Source organism: Paenibacillus amylolyticus, from assembly GCF_047302515.1.
Taxonomy (GTDB): domain Bacteria; phylum Bacillota; class Bacilli; order Paenibacillales; family Paenibacillaceae; genus Paenibacillus; species Paenibacillus amylolyticus_G.
On record NZ_CP168019.1, the window covers coordinates 1,312,247 to 1,328,036 of the forward strand.

General features: G+C 39.1%; 19 protein-coding genes. 14 read left to right on the plus strand and 5 right to left on the minus strand.

Annotated features, from left to right (window positions below; all coding sequences use genetic code 11):
- Positions 1 to 28: 28 nt before the first annotated feature.
- The 7 genes from ACDJ59_RS05720 to yaaA all read left to right on the plus strand — a co-directional run bounded on the left by ACDJ59_RS05720 (position 29) and on the right by yaaA (position 7,595).
- Positions 29 to 1,213 carry a WXG100 family type VII secretion target gene (locus ACDJ59_RS05720; protein ID WP_413407934.1) on the plus strand — a complete coding sequence of 395 codons (1,185 nt, stop codon included), beginning with the start codon at positions 29 to 31 and terminating at the stop codon, positions 1,211 to 1,213.
- A 15-nt stretch (positions 1,214 to 1,228) separates the two neighbouring features.
- Complete coding sequence (locus ACDJ59_RS05725; protein WP_413407935.1) at positions 1,229 to 1,606, plus strand: 1,4-dihydroxy-6-naphthoate synthase; 378 nt, start codon at positions 1,229 to 1,231, stop codon at positions 1,604 to 1,606.
- A gap of 90 nt (positions 1,607 to 1,696) precedes the next feature.
- On the plus strand, positions 1,697 to 2,425 hold the full coding sequence (locus ACDJ59_RS05730; RefSeq protein ID WP_413407936.1) for a restriction endonuclease: 729 nt from the start codon (positions 1,697 to 1,699) through the stop codon (positions 2,423 to 2,425).
- 503 nt (positions 2,426 to 2,928) lie between these two features.
- A complete protein-coding gene (locus ACDJ59_RS05735; protein ID WP_413407937.1) occupies positions 2,929 to 4,911 on the plus strand; it encodes an AraC family transcriptional regulator in 1,983 nt (660 codons plus the stop codon).
- Positions 4,912 to 5,217: 306 nt separating this feature from the next.
- Positions 5,218 to 5,415: a hypothetical protein gene (locus ACDJ59_RS05740; RefSeq protein WP_413407938.1), complete on the plus strand. Its 198-nt coding sequence runs from the start codon at positions 5,218 to 5,220 to the stop codon at positions 5,413 to 5,415.
- A 334-nt stretch (positions 5,416 to 5,749) separates the two neighbouring features.
- Positions 5,750 to 6,628, plus strand: a complete 879-nt coding sequence (locus tag ACDJ59_RS05745; protein ID WP_081746030.1) for a prohibitin family protein — start codon at positions 5,750 to 5,752, stop codon at positions 6,626 to 6,628.
- A 214-nt stretch (positions 6,629 to 6,842) separates the two neighbouring features.
- The gene (gene yaaA / locus ACDJ59_RS05750; RefSeq protein ID WP_413407939.1) at positions 6,843 to 7,595 is read left to right on the plus strand and encodes a peroxide stress protein YaaA; all 753 of its coding nucleotides are present in this window, start codon (positions 6,843 to 6,845) and stop codon (positions 7,593 to 7,595) included.
- A 139-nt stretch (positions 7,596 to 7,734) separates the two neighbouring features.
- Here the strand turns inward: yaaA and ACDJ59_RS05755 are convergent, their stop codons facing one another.
- From ACDJ59_RS05755 to ACDJ59_RS05770, 4 genes are all read right to left on the minus strand, one after another.
- Positions 7,735 to 8,259, minus strand: a complete 525-nt coding sequence (locus ACDJ59_RS05755; protein WP_413407940.1) for a hypothetical protein — start codon at positions 8,257 to 8,259, stop codon at positions 7,735 to 7,737.
- Complete coding sequence (locus tag ACDJ59_RS05760; RefSeq protein ID WP_413407941.1) at positions 8,259 to 9,032, minus strand: hypothetical protein; 774 nt, start codon at positions 9,030 to 9,032, stop codon at positions 8,259 to 8,261. Before ACDJ59_RS05760 ends, ACDJ59_RS05755 begins: the two co-directional genes overlap by 1 nt.
- On the minus strand, positions 9,032 to 9,697 hold the full coding sequence (locus ACDJ59_RS05765) for a hypothetical protein (protein ID WP_413407942.1): 666 nt from the start codon (positions 9,695 to 9,697) through the stop codon (positions 9,032 to 9,034). Before ACDJ59_RS05765 ends, ACDJ59_RS05760 begins: the two co-directional genes overlap by 1 nt.
- A 901-nt stretch (positions 9,698 to 10,598) precedes the next feature.
- Positions 10,599 to 11,162, minus strand: coding sequence for a DUF4879 domain-containing protein (locus tag ACDJ59_RS05770; protein ID WP_413407943.1), 564 nt, complete (start codon positions 11,160 to 11,162; stop codon positions 10,599 to 10,601).
- 649 nt (positions 11,163 to 11,811) lie between these two features.
- Between ACDJ59_RS05770 and ACDJ59_RS05775 the strand changes: the two genes are divergently transcribed.
- The 6 genes from ACDJ59_RS05775 to ACDJ59_RS05800 all read left to right on the plus strand — a co-directional run bounded on the left by ACDJ59_RS05775 (position 11,812) and on the right by ACDJ59_RS05800 (position 14,356).
- The gene (locus ACDJ59_RS05775; protein WP_413407944.1) at positions 11,812 to 11,949 is read left to right on the plus strand and encodes a hypothetical protein; all 138 of its coding nucleotides are present in this window, start codon (positions 11,812 to 11,814) and stop codon (positions 11,947 to 11,949) included.
- On the plus strand, positions 11,946 to 12,413 hold the full coding sequence (locus tag ACDJ59_RS05780; RefSeq protein ID WP_413407945.1) for a hypothetical protein: 468 nt from the start codon (positions 11,946 to 11,948) through the stop codon (positions 12,411 to 12,413). Before ACDJ59_RS05775 ends, ACDJ59_RS05780 begins: the two co-directional genes overlap by 4 nt.
- Positions 12,414 to 12,445: 32 nt before the next feature.
- Entirely contained in the window at positions 12,446 to 12,832 is a 387-nt protein-coding gene (locus ACDJ59_RS05785; protein ID WP_413407946.1) for a hypothetical protein, read from the plus strand.
- A 12-nt stretch (positions 12,833 to 12,844) separates the two neighbouring features.
- Entirely contained in the window at positions 12,845 to 13,141 is a 297-nt protein-coding gene (locus tag ACDJ59_RS05790) for an EndoU domain-containing protein (RefSeq protein WP_413407947.1), read from the plus strand.
- Between the two features lie 19 nt (positions 13,142 to 13,160).
- Positions 13,161 to 13,538, plus strand: a complete 378-nt coding sequence (cdiI, locus tag ACDJ59_RS05795) for a ribonuclease toxin immunity protein CdiI (RefSeq protein WP_413407948.1) — start codon at positions 13,161 to 13,163, stop codon at positions 13,536 to 13,538.
- A gap of 329 nt (positions 13,539 to 13,867) precedes the next feature.
- Positions 13,868 to 14,356 (plus strand): hypothetical protein, encoded by a 489-nt coding sequence (locus ACDJ59_RS05800; protein WP_413407949.1) that lies wholly within the window; start codon positions 13,868 to 13,870, stop codon positions 14,354 to 14,356.
- A 356-nt stretch (positions 14,357 to 14,712) separates the two neighbouring features.
- Here ACDJ59_RS05800 and ACDJ59_RS05805 read toward each other — a convergent pair whose 3' ends face one another.
- Positions 14,713 to 15,228 carry a GNAT family N-acetyltransferase gene (locus ACDJ59_RS05805; RefSeq protein WP_413407950.1) on the minus strand — a complete coding sequence of 172 codons (516 nt, stop codon included), beginning with the start codon at positions 15,226 to 15,228 and terminating at the stop codon, positions 14,713 to 14,715.
- 191 nt (positions 15,229 to 15,419) lie between these two features.
- On the opposite strand from ACDJ59_RS05805, the gene ACDJ59_RS05810 reads away from it, so the two are divergent.
- The gene (locus ACDJ59_RS05810) at positions 15,420 to 15,782 is read left to right on the plus strand and encodes a hypothetical protein (protein ID WP_340398802.1); all 363 of its coding nucleotides are present in this window, start codon (positions 15,420 to 15,422) and stop codon (positions 15,780 to 15,782) included.
- Positions 15,783 to 15,790: the final 8 nt, after the last annotated feature.

A 15,790-nucleotide genomic window follows, 5' to 3' on the forward strand; every position in this document is an offset into this window, starting at 1 on the left:
GTCCAGCAATGGACAGATGGAGAACGCGATGAGTAGAATACAAGTAACCCCGGAGCGTTTGTTTGAAGCCTCACGAGAGGTTGAACGGACTCGCGCGCGAATGAGTGATACACGCGAGGAACTGGTTCGATTGATCCGCTGGATGGAATCGATGTGGTCCGGGATGGTGCGAGAACGGTTTTTAGAACGATTTGAAGAAACCCAGCCCCGCATGATCGAAACGCTGGAGCATTTGACCCACATCGCGAAGGAACTCCGAGACATTGGTGTCCGTTTTCAGCAGGCAGATGAGATGAGCGGGGCGGCAGTGGCAGGTACCGTAGCTACGATGTCTATCGGGCTGAAAGCAGCGAATAGTTATAGTGATAAAGGATACCGGATGGCGTACAATTCGCAGTGGCATATGTGGCTACCAGTTAATGAGAAGGGCGTGACAGATCAGGCAGCCCTTCAGGCGTATGAGAAGGACAAGGGTAAACTGGATAATAGCAGCTTGAGTCAGGGGATGGGAGCTGTCGAGCCTCCGAATCAGGATCTAATCCAGTTACAGATTGAAGCATTAGAACTGAGAGTGAATCCTTTTACGGGAGAGCCCGTCACTGACGATTACGCCAAGATGATGATATCATCCCTGAAATGGAGTCAAATTGTAGCCGGAATCGGGCTGGTCACCGGAGGTCTATCTGGAGGAAAAGGTCCATACAAAGGACGTGGGACCAATCCGGCCATTGCCAAAGTGAAACAGACCATTAAAGATGCAAAGGCGAAGAGAGAGAAGTCGAGCAATGACGCTAACGGAACGAGTAAAGGTCTTAAAATACCACAAGGATTAACGCAAAAACAATTTGAAAAAGTTTCAGCGATGATTCGGAAAAAAGTTGGACATTTGAGTGATGATATTGTTGTTCAAGGCAGTAGAGCAAAAGGAACAGCTAAGGCTACCTCAGATATTGATTTTGCGATACGTGTCTCACCAGAGAAATTCAATGAACTAATTAAGGATTCATTTAGTAAAATAAAAGCTCCAAATCCAGGTTCTGCTAAAGAAAAAACAATGTTACATGCTATTGAAACAGGTAAAATTCAATCTGGTGAAGCAAAGCTGAGTAAATTTAGGGAACTACTGCAACAGGAGTTAGGTATAGATGTGGATATTTCTATAATTAAAATAGGTGGACGGTTTGATAATCCTCCATTTACCCCAATTAAATGATGAGAGGTGCTTTTAGTGGAATATCAATATGATTTGTTTACAAAAATATTTTTAGATACTGATTTGGAGAAAACATCAGTTGTAGAAACAGTATCAATAATGGTTAAGGGCTCTGCTGCAGGTTCTAGCATTGTGACTGAACAAGCTGAAATATTAATATTTAATAATGGGGATTTTGATGAAGAAAGAAGAAATAGGGGGAGTGATGAGTTTCTATATTATAAATATTATCTTGATATAGAGCCAATTGAGGGTGTAGAAGAAACGCTCTATATCACAGAAATCTCAAAAATTCTGACAAAATTATGGGATTCAGGATATAAAGCAGTTGCCTCATGTGACTTTGAAGAGGAGCTCCCAAGAAAAGGCGGTTATAATTTTGAAGAACGTTAAGATGCAAAGTTGTTCCCTGAATAGGAATATCTAAATATGTGATCCTGTATTAATTTCTTAAGGAATACTGGTTTTAATGGAGGAAGAAATATGGTAAGAAAGAAAAGTGGAGTAAGGAAAGAAGAGGAATTATTTAAAGGGTTAGCTGGTATAGCCATGCTGGGAGGTAGTGCGGGCACATACTTGTTAACAAGCTCTTGGAAAGCTTCGTTTGTCATTGGATTGCTTGGAGTTGTTGGTGTTGTTGTGTTAATGATTAATATTCAAAGTAAAAGAATTAAGCGCTTAAAAAAGTCGGGAATAGCAGAGATTGATCAAATGGATGGAATAAAATTTGAACATTACCTTGCTTATCTTTTTCGTTCTCAAGGCTATAAGGTCCAGGTTACGAAAGCAGTTGGTGATTTCGGAGCTGATTTAATCTTATCAAAAGACGGAAAGCGAATTTCTGTTCAAGCTAAGCGTTACAGTAAAAATGTAGGAATTAAGGCAGTACAAGAAGCACAGTCTTCAGTTGCGCATTATGGAACCGCTGAAGCTTGGGTTGTATCCAATAGTGATTATACTTCAGCTGCCTATGAACTCGCAAAGTCAAATAAAGTGAAGTTGTTTAATCGTGAAGCTTTAATTGAAATGATCCTAGCTGTGAATCCTCAGGGAACTGCTACTCCTCAAGTTGATGTCGCTGAAATAGATCGAGACGAGAACATTTGTCCAAAATGCGGGAATGATCTTATTAAACAATCTGGTCCAAGAGGACCTTTCTATGGATGTAGTAGTTTCCCTAAATGCCGTCACACCAAATCACCTAATCCATGATAGTGAAAGTGAGTATTAAATAGTAACCATTGCAACTGATTTTATATAAATATTAATTTTCTTTTGTCTCTAGCCCATACAAAAGAGGACTTGTTCTCCTTCCTATAGTTATTAAGTTACATATGTACTAGATCTGTGAATGTGAATTTCATGTTTGAAACTTTTTTTCAAGAAAAGGATGTGTTTAGACCCACATCAAGTATCAGAATATTCCATACTAATCCCAATAGGTTAATCATAATGATTCACCTGTTTTTTCACCTTTTTTTTGGAAACAAGCATAACTTAAAAACATAATCGTTATGGTGAGATTCATCTGGGGATGATGAATGACAATTAGGCGCATGGTAGCTGAGAATGAGACCAGACGAAAGCGTGTCAGAAGGAGTATGCCCTCTTTTCAATTGACAATGATTATCGTTATCGAATATCATCAAAGGATTACAAATGAATTTATTACTGAATAATAGGTTCAGTATGGGGTCTATCGGGGGAGAAAAATAGTGAACTGGGAAGAGTATATTCAAATGTGGGACAATTCATCGATTCAGCTGGTGGATATTCGCCAACTTGTAATAAGTAGTGGGGGGAAGCAGCAATACCTTCTTCCAGTCAGTGGTTTTATATATATCGTGCAAGGACAAGGCACCATTTCACTGGATGAAGATATACATATATTTAAACGGTTTTATCTACTACATGCAGGAAAAGGAAGCAGGATCAGGATCGAGGCCGGGCAAGATGAGGTCACGTACTATTACATTTTATATAGAGGTAGTATGTCTCCCAAAGCTAGTAAAGAGATTCAGCATAACTATGACATGAACAACCCTTTTCAACTACCGTATGCCTACCAGCCTCTCGCTCCGCTTAATCTATATCGCCATGTGGATTCCATGTATGAGGAATGGAGTCGTAGACAGGTGTTTGAACGTTTTCATGTGAAAATCGGCTTTTACCAGTTCGTATATACACTTGTTCAGCAACTTAAGCTTCAAGGGGTTACCTCAAAAGAAACGGATATGGTAGAAGAGATTATCCAGTACATTCACGAACATTACAATGAATCGATTTCGCTTGAGTCATTGGCCGAACTATGGAATTACAGCATTCAATATTTATCGAAGCAATTCAAACTCCGTACGGGGAGAAGCCCTATTGAATATGTGATTCAGGCGCGGATGGCTAAAGCGAAGGAATTAATGATTCGCACAGATGCTACGGCACAGGAGATTGCTTCAAGTGTAGGGTATAGTGACGTTTTTTATTTCACACGTCTGTTCAAGAAGCAGGTCGGGATGACACCGGGTCAATATAAAAAGAAAATGAAAGATAGCTTGGTCGATTCAGATAGTCCATGGGAAGGGTTCGTATCCTCTATGGGCAAACATTCTTCTTCTTGTTATGTTATTAATGATAATCATTATCAATATAAAACAGAAGGAGATTGGCAGATGTTTAAAGGAACAAGATCAAAGATGGTATTAACACTCATGTTATGTTTTACGATTATACTTTCAGCTTGCACAAGTGGGAACTCCAGTCGAACGAATAATCAGGGAGCAGCAGGTGGAAATTCAAATCAGAGTGCAGAGTCTACTCAAAATGTGACTTCCAACGAGGCCAAAGAAGATACAAGCACGCGCAAATTATCAACGGTCATGGGAGAAGTGAGTGTTCCTGTACATCCCAAACGGGTTGTTGTGGACTGGGACTTGGGGCCGGTCTTAGCTGTAGGGGTAACGCCAGTTGGCGCTTCCAGTACACAAATGAACTTTGCAAAGTTTCTAAAACCTTATTTGCCTGACACCGTTGAAGATATTGGGTTGGAGGGAAGTATTTCTTTGGAGAAGGTGTTGGACTTGTCTCCAGATGTAATTATTACTTGGAATCCGGCAGCCTACGAAAGTTACTCTAAAATTGCACCCACCGTTGTATTCGAGACAAGCAAGTACTCCACCATTCAGGAAGAAATTACGGCAATGGGCGATATCCTGGGTCGACGAGAAGAAGCTGAGAAGTGGAATGCTGATTTTGTAAAACGTACCGAAGCTGCCCGCAATAAAATCAAAAATGTCATTCCAAAAGATGCAACGATCTCGATTGTGGATTACGTTACGGTAGACAAATTCTTGATGGTAATCGGCAATGCAGGCGAGCGTGGGGGCAGAGCTACATACGATATCTTGGGTCTGAATCCAACGCCTAAAGTAAAAAGTGATATCATTGACAAAAATGAGGATCGTATTGAAGTGTCATGGGAGACTGTAAACGATTATGTGGGTGATTACGTCATCGTGCTCAAAGTTGAAGGTCAAGAGCCAACCAATCTTCCAGCGACGTGGACATCCTTAGATGCAGTCAAAAATAATCATGTGATCGAGATTGAAATGGAGAAATATTTCGCGGCGGATTCATTCTCATCCCTGTTACAAGCAGAAGATATTGCCGATAAGATCACAAAAATGGCTGCGACTGCTAAATGATTAACTGAAACAAAGTATACTGCTTAGTTAGAGGGTATCATCAAAGTCGCCTACATGGCGGCTTTTTTGGCATCATATTCAATTTATAATAGTAGAGATTCTGTCCAAATGGATGTAAGGGGAAGATTCTGACTAGCTTATAACAACATTTTTGGTAGTTCTGTTTCGGATCAAATTTGGACTCTTGTGTTTTAGAAATTACTTAAATGGTGGTGAATAGAATTGAAGTTTCTAAAGGAATCATTGATTGTAATCACATTAATAGTCATAGCTTCAGTCACATGGTATGGCTCCTATAAGAATGATATGAAGGAGCTTGAAGATGGTTTAAGAACGTATTTAATCGTTGAAAAGGGTATGGATGAACATGATATCATTAGCATCACTGCTCGTCGCAGTAAAATGCCACAGTATCCTGTAGTCGTCAAATTAAAGGACAATCCACAGGAAGTTGTATACACCCAGAGAGAAGAGCAATGGGTGCAACTATGGCCTGATCCATAATTGTCAGATGAATTGATGGTCACTTTCTTGATAGGAATAACCGGGTAAAGGATGTCACTGACTCACCATTTTCTTCAGTTCAAGCGCTGAAGATCCTTGAAACCTAATACGAATTTACAAAGTATATATAAAGGAGGATATAATTAGTTACCATTTATAAATTTGTACTCGGTTACATCCATAGAGGGGAGGACGAATATGCCATTTATTGGGGGAATCATTTTAATTTTTATCCTAGCATTTATTCTATAGTCATTAATGTTCCCGCTATTCAATAAAATAGGTAGTAGAATTTTGAAGAAATACAATAAATTCAAACAAGAGGAGAATGGTGATGAAAAATTCAAAGACGTTTAGGGTAGGGGCAATTGCGGTTGCATTAGTTATTATAGTGGGAGTGCTAATGGTGACCTTCTTTTTAACACGAATTCCTAATGGATATGTTGGGGTCGTTTATTCACCAAATGGAGGCGTAAAAGATAGCACACTGAGTCAAGGGTGGAAACTCGTTGGAGCGTTTGACAAAGTGACGAAATATCCTATCCGAATTCAAACGGTGGAATACAGAGATATTCAGATTGCTACTTCTGACGGGAAAAACATCACAATCGATTTTGCTTACAACTACCAAGTAGAACCAAGTAAAGTATCTTCTATCTTTAATACATTTGGGCCAATTAGCATTCAAGAAATTGAGGATACATATCTCAAGACACGTTTCCGTGACGCAGCTCGTAAAGGTATTTCCAAGTTTACAGTCATTGATGTGTATGGTGAAAAGTCATCCGAAGCAGGGGTAGACGTGCAACAACGTTTTTCTGATGACGTTAAAGAGTTAGGCTTTATTGTATCCAACGTTACTGTAGGTGTTCCTCAACCTGACGCCAAGACTCAGGAAGCAATCGATAAGCGTGTCGAAGCTTCTCAAGAACTGGAACGTAAAACGACTGAACTTGAGATCGCCAAGAAAGAAGCAGATCGCAAGCGCGTGGAAGCGCAAGGTAATGCAGACAAACTATTGATCGAAGCAGAAGGTCAAGCTAAAGCAAATAAAGAGCTTCAACAATCATTATCGAGTCAACTCGTTGAATATGAGACCATCAAGAAATGGGATGGAGCACTTCCATATGTAAGTGGGTCAAATACGCCAATGATTCAATTGCCAACTACAAAAACAGAGCAAAATAGCGGCGCGGGGAGCGTATCTCCCTAATAGCGGTTTGAGTTGCACGCCTTGCTTTCTCACCAATTTAATGTGTTGAATTCTAATGAACAAGCCGGTCCAATCGAGGGCTGACTTGTTCATTTTGAGTCTTTTCAAAGGTACCATGAGGGATTTAGTTAAGCCATGGCATTGGATTCACCTGTCCAATCCTGTACAATGGATAACGACAAAAACAACGGTAGATTAAGGATGGATTAGCACGATGAGAATTATCATATCACCAGCTAAAAAGATGAAGATTGATACCGATCTTATGGCTATCGCGCAGATGCCGCGGTTTATAAACGAGTCAGAACAGCTATTGAGTCTGCTTCAAGAGTTATCCTATGACGAACTCAAAGCGATGTGGAAGTGTAACGATGCAATCGCCGAACAGAACGTGGAGCGGATTCAGAATATGAATATTAAAGCAAATCTGACACCAGCAATATATGCCTATGAGGGTATTCAGTATCAATATATGGCTCCGGGTGTTTTTCAAAATGAGGAATTAGCGTATCTTCAGCAGCATTTACGTATTTTATCCGGTTTTTATGGCATGTTGCGGCCTTTGGATGGGGTTACACCATATCGGTTGGAGATGCAGGGCAAGCTGCAAGGTCCGGGCTTCAAATCGCTCTATCAATTCTGGGGTAGCAAACTCGCAGATCAGCTTCAATCTGAAAGCAATTACATCCTAAATCTGGCTTCCAAAGAGTATAGCAAAAATATTCTGCCTTTTCTGAGTGAGGAAACCCGGTTCATTACTTGTGTATTCGGACAAATGGTCAATGGGAAGCTTGTTGAAAAGGCAACCTGGGCCAAGATGGCCAGAGGTGAAATGGTACGTTATATGGCAGAACATAAGATTACAGATGTGAAGGACGTAAGAAACTTTGATCGGTTGAATTTCGCTTTTTCAGAAGAACGATCCGACGAGAGTACGTATGTATTCATACAAGCAGAGGGACAGTAGCCTGCAGTACAACGGTGGGTATGGATTATGAACTTGATATTGAGATGATCGTGCCCTTGAGTGGGGATGTAAGATGAGGTTTTGGATGAAGGGGGATCATTAAAAGCAGAAAAAGAGCCGCAACCGCGGCTCAAATAAATTAGAAGTTAAGATGTAGTAAAGGTTTAATATGCTCAGAAGCTTTACTAAACTGATCCGAAAATTCCTTCGAATTCTCGTATTCGTTTGGCAAGTCAGTCAAGAATAATTTGACCTGTTTGACCACTTTCATGAGAACTTCAGAATCTGCACGACTACCTTTTAATTGATCTCTTACAAGATAACCGTATTCACCCCTGAATATTAAAAAGTCATTGATAAGAACATTTAGTTCGGGAAAAGTTTTAGTATTTTCTTTTAAGAGAGTTAATTGGTCATTCACTAAAATAATGGAAGTATACACTTCAAACATTTGCTCAACTTCATTATTAGTCTCTATCTCACTGGTTTGAGAAAGTGTATCATCCAATTTCTGTACTCTCGCAACAAAACCAGTATAATACTTCGAATTAATCTCAATTTCTTTCTTACTGATTGAGTTTTCAATTAAAACAAAAGTTGAAGCAGCAATAATCAAAAGAACGACAACAACTATGATGATCTTAGATTGTTTTTTCATCATCATTAATTCAACGTATGGTTCACGTACGCATAGTTTGACCACAATTTAATAGGAATTATGGTGTTGGTTGTATATAATCCATATTGTACCCGAGCTTGAGGTGCAACGTTAATTTGATTACCATTTGCCACAGTGAAGTGGAATTCTGCTGCTGCCCCAGAATTCTTTTTGGAGCCTATAACCTGGTTAGCATCTTTCCAACTAATATTGTTAGACAAACTAGCATTAGTTGGATTTAAGAACGTTAAAGTACCGTTTTTGGGATTGGATAAGTTTTGTTCCGTACCTGAAGTGAAACCATTTGCATAGTTCTCCGCTAACTTACCCACCAAACTTACTCCGGGAATTCTATAATCAATCAAGTCGAAAATAAATGAATCCACGGAATGTTTCTTCACATTATGACCAGGATTGGTTTGGATTAAATAAAAGTCTCTATCACTACTTGTTGTAGTTGTTTTCATCTTAGTCTCAATGGCGACAACTGTTGGTGCATAGTAAGGGCTGTATTGAGCGTTAAGAGTATCCAGTCTTGCCCAAGCTTGAATCGATGTGTACCCGAGACTGCCTTGACTAGCCATTCTTGATGAAGTAGCCATAACGACCGTACTCCAGCCATTAATTGCTTGATTTCCACTGTCGTAGTAGCTGCTATACGCATTTCCTTTGTGGTAGTATTCCCCCATATTTTGAGCGTGTGCAGGTGCGGAGGAGATTGCAGTGAAAATGATCAAAGCTATAACAATTGCGATACTGGATTTGTTCATATTTTTCATTAGAGAGCATCCTCCTCAAAGTTGGCTTGCGCTCTGATGATGTCACGAATTTCTTGCGTCGCAAAACTATCATCACCAAACATTAGTACAACGGGTCCATCTTCAATGGTACCCATAGTTACGCTGTAAATTCCTTCCCCGGTTTCGACAATACTTGTGAAACTAACTGTGGATGGAACGAGAGTACCATCATCTTGTTTGATCTCAGTTTCAAAACTTCCAGTCAACAGATGAGTGCCATTTTTTAATTCAAAATGAGAGACCAAAGAACTTAAAATGGATAAGTTATGTTTCTGACCATCCATGTTAAGATCAATACTACCTCCGCTACCAACAAGGTATTCTCCATCACTTGTAAGTTCTTGATTTACCGTTATAGAATCTTTATTGAAAGCTGCCCGCAATTTTTTACTGAAGGTGGTAGCTTCGCTTTGCGCTGATTTTACATCAATGCCTAATTTTTTGCCGGTTTCAATATTTTCTTTCTTGTCAAAACCAGGTGGAATTTTTTTGGCATTAAAGTCTTCCTGCGTGTTAAATGTAATCGGAGTTGAAGTATCAAATGTAACTGGTTTAGAAGCAGCACCCACCCCTGCAAATAAACTTAAGCTAGTGACGAAGAGAAATAGTCCTCCGAGTGATATTAAAACTTTCTTTTTCCGCAATTAAGTAAACCCCCATAATGTTTTTGTTATGTACACAACATTAGCGATGGTAACACAAAAAAAGGGAATAGATCCATCTGTACAATTTACCGAATATATGGGATTTAATTACAATATTCAATCAAGTTACTGTAACAGGCATAGGTGCGAAGCACAATATGGACAACTCTAACTTACCGAATTCCAATGGTGATGCAGATCTTGCTCTTTTTTGGAGTACCAAGTGTTATCTACGACCATATTGTATAATCTTGGTGGGCATACGGATATTTTGCAAAAAGCTCAAAGTTATATGAAGCCGCATACTAAAAAACTCTCTCAAGAAATAGAAGATTTGCATTCAGGAAAATATTTTTCGTGAAATAATCACATGGAGAAGACTCCCCAAAGGCGGGCTGTAACCCCCGGCTTGTCATGTCAAGATATTCTGCAATGCCCCTGCAATGTTGCTCTGCTACTTCTCTAAGGGTAATGTCACAATGAGAAAAGACGCAGGGGATGTATATCCCTGCGCCTGATCAAGAATCAAATCCGTGTCCATCAATCCAGATAGGATAGAAAGGACTCTAAAAAATGCTTTTCTAACGCAAGCTGGGCAGAGCCTTTAGCACTTGTTAACGGAAGCTGCAAGTTTACCATCAGCATCAGTTAAGGGATTGAAGCCACTGTTTCTTTCCTATGCTTTGTTCCACGCATCCTGGACCTTCTTGAGACGCATTCTTCAAGGCCGCCTGAGAAAATGTACTAACATAATTGTTAGCAGAAGAGTGAGCTGTCACATCCAATTTAGGTGCGATTGAATTCGTATCCAAAGCTGATGAGCTTTTGGGCGTACTTCCCGTATTCCTCAGGATAGAACCAGGATAGCAATTCCTCCAATATTCATATTACACCCTTCATGTTAACGAATATTAATCCAAGCGGTCCACTGTGTTGGAATATTAATGGAATAGACTGTACCTACAAATTGTCCCCCTGTAGTAGGCGCTTCATAAACCCAAGAATAGGCCCAAGCATCTACGACACGGTCACCGTCCAGATCAATAGCTTCAGACCAGTTGTTTGTCATTGTATTGCCGGCGAGTGTGCCGTAGTGACTGCTGTCATAACCGATCTGGAAAGTAATACACTGAATCCAAGCCCCACCATGATCATTGGTTGTGGACAGTGGGTTGTTATTGAAGCCGTAAATTTCTTGGCCGCCATTAGGAGATACGACACCATATACATTAATGTGAGATACTTTCGGAGCAGGTGCAAACAGAACTGGACCACCCGCATTATCAGCCTTCTGGGATTCAAATTCAGCCTTAGCTGCTTTCACAGCTTCACGGAATTCTTTGGAATTAATAATTTCTTCTTTTGTCATAGGTTTGGCTTGAGTCACATCACCGTCTGCATAGGCAGCTACATTAAATGAAAGCACTAGAACAAGAATAAGAGCTAAACTAATCAATTTTCTCATAGCAATAAATTCCACCTTTCTTGTTATGGGTATTCTTTTACTAGAACATGCGGTTACGACAAATAGACCTGCTTGCAGCTTAAAGTCTCTTGCCCTCCTTTCTTTTAAAGAGATGGTTCTTCCCCTTTTTTCTTTACTGAAAAAGAAATTAAGGAGGTAGAACTCTACAGGCTAGAAAACTCTATGAAGTAGGAATGTATATGTAAAATGAATGCCTGCCAATGATTATGTGTTGCAGACAAAATGTAAAACTCATTTATACGCATTGATATCTTATTTATGGTAAGACCTGATACCCATCTTGAAAATATAAGATTCCAAAATAAATATTTAAATTGTAATATATTCCATTTATACAAACATATAGTACACCTAATCATCCGCACGAGTCAAGTTTCTTCATTAATACTATGATTTGTTAAAGTTTTCGGCTTGTCGTAGTAAAATGCCACAGTATCCTGTAGTCGTAAAAGGAAAATTCTCTGGAACATGTATACACCTACATAGAGATCGTATGGGGCTGAGGGACGGATATAAATCATTCTGAGCATGGATTCATGCAGTGAAATCAGGAGGTTAGCCGGATGTAATTGCCATTAAACTTCTGCTAACATAGTCCTATCATATCTTAGCTGAGCGGTGAAAATGGATGAATACCATTAAAGTTACCCCTGAACAGTTACATCACCTATCGAATCAAGTGGATCAGGCGAGACAACAATTGGAGCATATACGGGAGGATCTCACAAGACAGATCATGTTCCTTCAGCAGATGGGCTGGGTGTGACGCAGGAGCGTTTTTATGATGAGTTTGCGCGGTCACGTCCTGTATTGCAGAAGGCGCTGGAAAGTATGGTAAACACCTCTATGGAACTGAAGGATATCGCCACGCGATTTGAGAATGTCGATGCTGAAAAAGTGAGTCTTGGCAGTGCTGTTAGTGCTCTAGGTGCGGGAGTAATGATGAAGACCTCAAGATATTATGCCGGTTCAGATGATAAAGGCTACCGGATGGCGCAAGTCAATGTGTATGGGAAGCTGATGTGGATGCCTGTGAACGAGAATGGTGTTACGGATCAGGCAGCCCTTCAGGCATATAAGAAGGATCAGGGGCATTTGGATATCAATCGGATGCAAGCTACGGATGCTGAAGCGCCGGGGAAGATATTTATGCGATGCAGATCAAAGCTTTTGAAAATAGAATTCATCCCTTCACAGGCGAGCCTGTATCCGATAAGTATGCTCAGATGATGTTGACTTCTCTGAAGTTCAGCCAGCTATTTATGGCATTTCAGATGGTTCGTGGGAGTATGCCAGGTGGCAAAGGGCCTTTTCGGTTGCCTTCTTCTCATCCAGCTGTGGCGAAGATTAAAAAGAATTTGGAAGCAGCTGAGGCGAGGAAAGCGAATGGGCAAAAGAGGGGTTCTGAGGTTACGGGGCAAGTATCTAAGAGTGTAATAAGTGGACATGTAAGTGATGCAGAGAAATTGCATAGACCATATGATCATTTAGTAAACGTTGATGGATTTAAGAGAGGTAGCAGGCCTGGAGTATCTGGTGGTCATAATATGAACAAATTTAACGAAACCTTACAAGAAGACGCAGATAAGTATGGATTGAATATTAAAAAGGATTATATTATAGGGGAACCCAATAAGCACAACATTTAGGGAATATACGAGGTGGAATATCAAATTCCGTCCTTGAAGCGAAGTGAATCAGATAAAAGTATCTTTGAACCGATAACGGACACAAATGGAAATGTGGTTGGGAAGAGAGTGAATGATCCCAAAACAGTATACGATCCCAATATTATCTCTAACGAAAAAATGTATAATTGGGGAAAAGCAGCTCTGGAGCCACAAATACAGGCTGGAAACGTGAAAAACGGAATAGTTAAAGGAGAACTAAATGGGTTGAAATTTGTGGGGTTCGTAGATGACAAAGGGAACATAAAGAACTTTTATCCTGCTTTTTAATTAATATCGGAGGAGAGATATGATGTACAAAATTTTGACAACAAAAGCTGAAATAGATAGATCAGTCGAATCTTATTTCTGGATTATTGATTTTCCGAGAGCTTTAACATACTTCGGAGATCATGAGAGACATGGTTATGGTTCAGGTCCTCTGGAGGTACAATTTTCATCCTATCATATGCCAGAAGAGGAAGAGTATATTGGTAATCAGAAAGTGTGTTTTATTGGAGAGCCTCCAGCATACGATGAAGATGTAATGGCAGTGATGGAGCATGATGAATTTTATAACTATTTGATGATTTACAGTGAGAAGTACGTGGAGGAGCACCCAGAAGCTAAACAGGAGATTTATAATTTATTAGATATGGTAAAAAAAAGATTGGGTTTACATTCTTAACTCACTGATTGTGAATCATAAATCATTTGGAGGAACAACGAAAGTTCGTTTATCTTATATGTCCATAGTATTCATAGTCCAAGTATTGGGTGTACCGTTGGGAAGATATGAAAGCACTAAAAACGTTGCCGTATGACCCCGATTGATGTTATAAAAATCCGAAAGCTCTTCCCACCTGAACGTTGTGAGGAATGAGCTTTTTTGTATGCAGAAAATAACCAAAGAAGGTGACAGGACAGCAAATAGAGGTGCTGAATAAATTATTGTGGGCTATATTGATATGATTACATCCGCCTGTCCATTGTAATAAAAAGATTGGAGATACAAACATGATTAAATACAGGTATACCATTGAATATAAAGAAGATTTCAACGAAGTTATCGTGGACTTAGGCATTGATTCATCGTTAAAGAATGGTTATCTGATTAGTAATTCTTTGGGATCGGATATATTTGGAGACTTCGCCACGATCCAGGAAGAGATCGGAAACTTAATCGAATTACTGAAAGGGGAAATAACGTTATACGAAGGTGGAGGGAATGTGAACTTAATAAGATCTGACCAGTCTTTTACAACTTATGAAGATATCTTTGCAGAAGAAGATGAAGAGGACAGTACATGTGAAATTGAGACGTTAGAATATGTAAAGATACTATTGTTATGGGCAAAAGAGAACTTTCAGTATAAAAGCCAGCGAGGCGTTATCTTGAAAGAAGAAGGGCAAGTAGCATTAGAGTGGTTAAACGAAAAATATATTGAAGTTTTAGTTTTGGGTCAAAAGATCGAGCGTATCAACAATTTGAAATTGATTGAATGAATGGTATGAACAATAGATCTGTAATATTTTGCGGAGAAAAGTGAAACTTTTCATTGCTCAAAAGTTACTGCAGTATAGCGAATTCGGAAAAACGTGTGCGAGTCAACGGTTAATACTATATCAAGTAAGTAATTAATAGATCCATTACATATACCTAGTTTGTTTCACTCAATGCGCGTAAGAACCAATTCATCTGCAATACTCAATGAGTTTCCCAATGGAATAACATCAAGAACGCGAAATTCACAATATAAGGAATATTAAAAGACAAAAAAGCCTAACCCCTCAGTATCTTGAACGAGGAATTTGGCTTATGATCTTCAGCTTAAACAGCCGCGTCCGAATAGTGATTAAAGTTATGATTTATTTGTCCATGTATAAGTAATGAATTTTAACACTTGCCCATTCATTTCAAATTCATTATCACTAGTTTCTGTATGATCGAATCCGTTTTGCTCTAAAACTTTTTGAGATGCTACATTGTTGGTAGTTGTTTTTGCCTTAACTTCTTTAATATCTAAATCAACTATTGTATTGAGTAATAATTTTAATGCTTTTTTAGCAACACCTTTTCCAGTGTGGATTTGTCCCACTCTATAGCCGAGAAATCCTATTTTATCTGAATCATCAATATCAACTAAATTTATTCTTCCAAGAATCGAGTTATTTTCGTCTTTTATTAAATAAAAAAAGGAGAGTCCTTTGACTTGTTCATCAAGCAGAGATTCATTCCTTACTTTAAAAACCTCAGATATGTAATAATCATCTCCTCGAGACGGTACCATTTCCTCGAAAAAAATTCTGTTTTCAATTTCGAATTCATACAAGTCTTCAATATCTGTATCTTTTAACTTCTCAATTATTATATTCATGAACCCTTTCCTCCAATCAACTTGAATGCTAAATACTACGAATCTGCTTATGTAAACTATAATTTGTACTACGATAGTTTGTTCTAGTTCCGTATTTTGGATATGTTGAATAAATACTGAATTTATTGCAATTAAGTTTTTGTACAGCAAGTATAACATCCTATTTCGTTATTCAACATTATGGGCGATTAATGGATATTCAAATCCCTAGTAAATTTGAGCAATCTTTAGATGAACATTATGGAAACTTAGGCTCGAAGATGTGGGCGTATATTATGGGGCTTTTTGAACACATGAGCAATTATATGAACAATGACCCTGCGGTCTTACAATTACCCGATGACGATGTACTTACTTCCCAATTGACCGCAAGAAAATGGTCAATGACCAGTAAGGGGAAGATCCTCCTTGAAAGTAAGAAGGACATGAAGAAGCGTGGATTAAAGTCACCTGACCGAGCTGACGCATATGTTCTCACATTCGGTGAATATTTGATGGGAACCCCTCAGTCTATTATGCTTCCAACAATAGGAGGTGTATCAATAAAAAGATAACAAGAAAC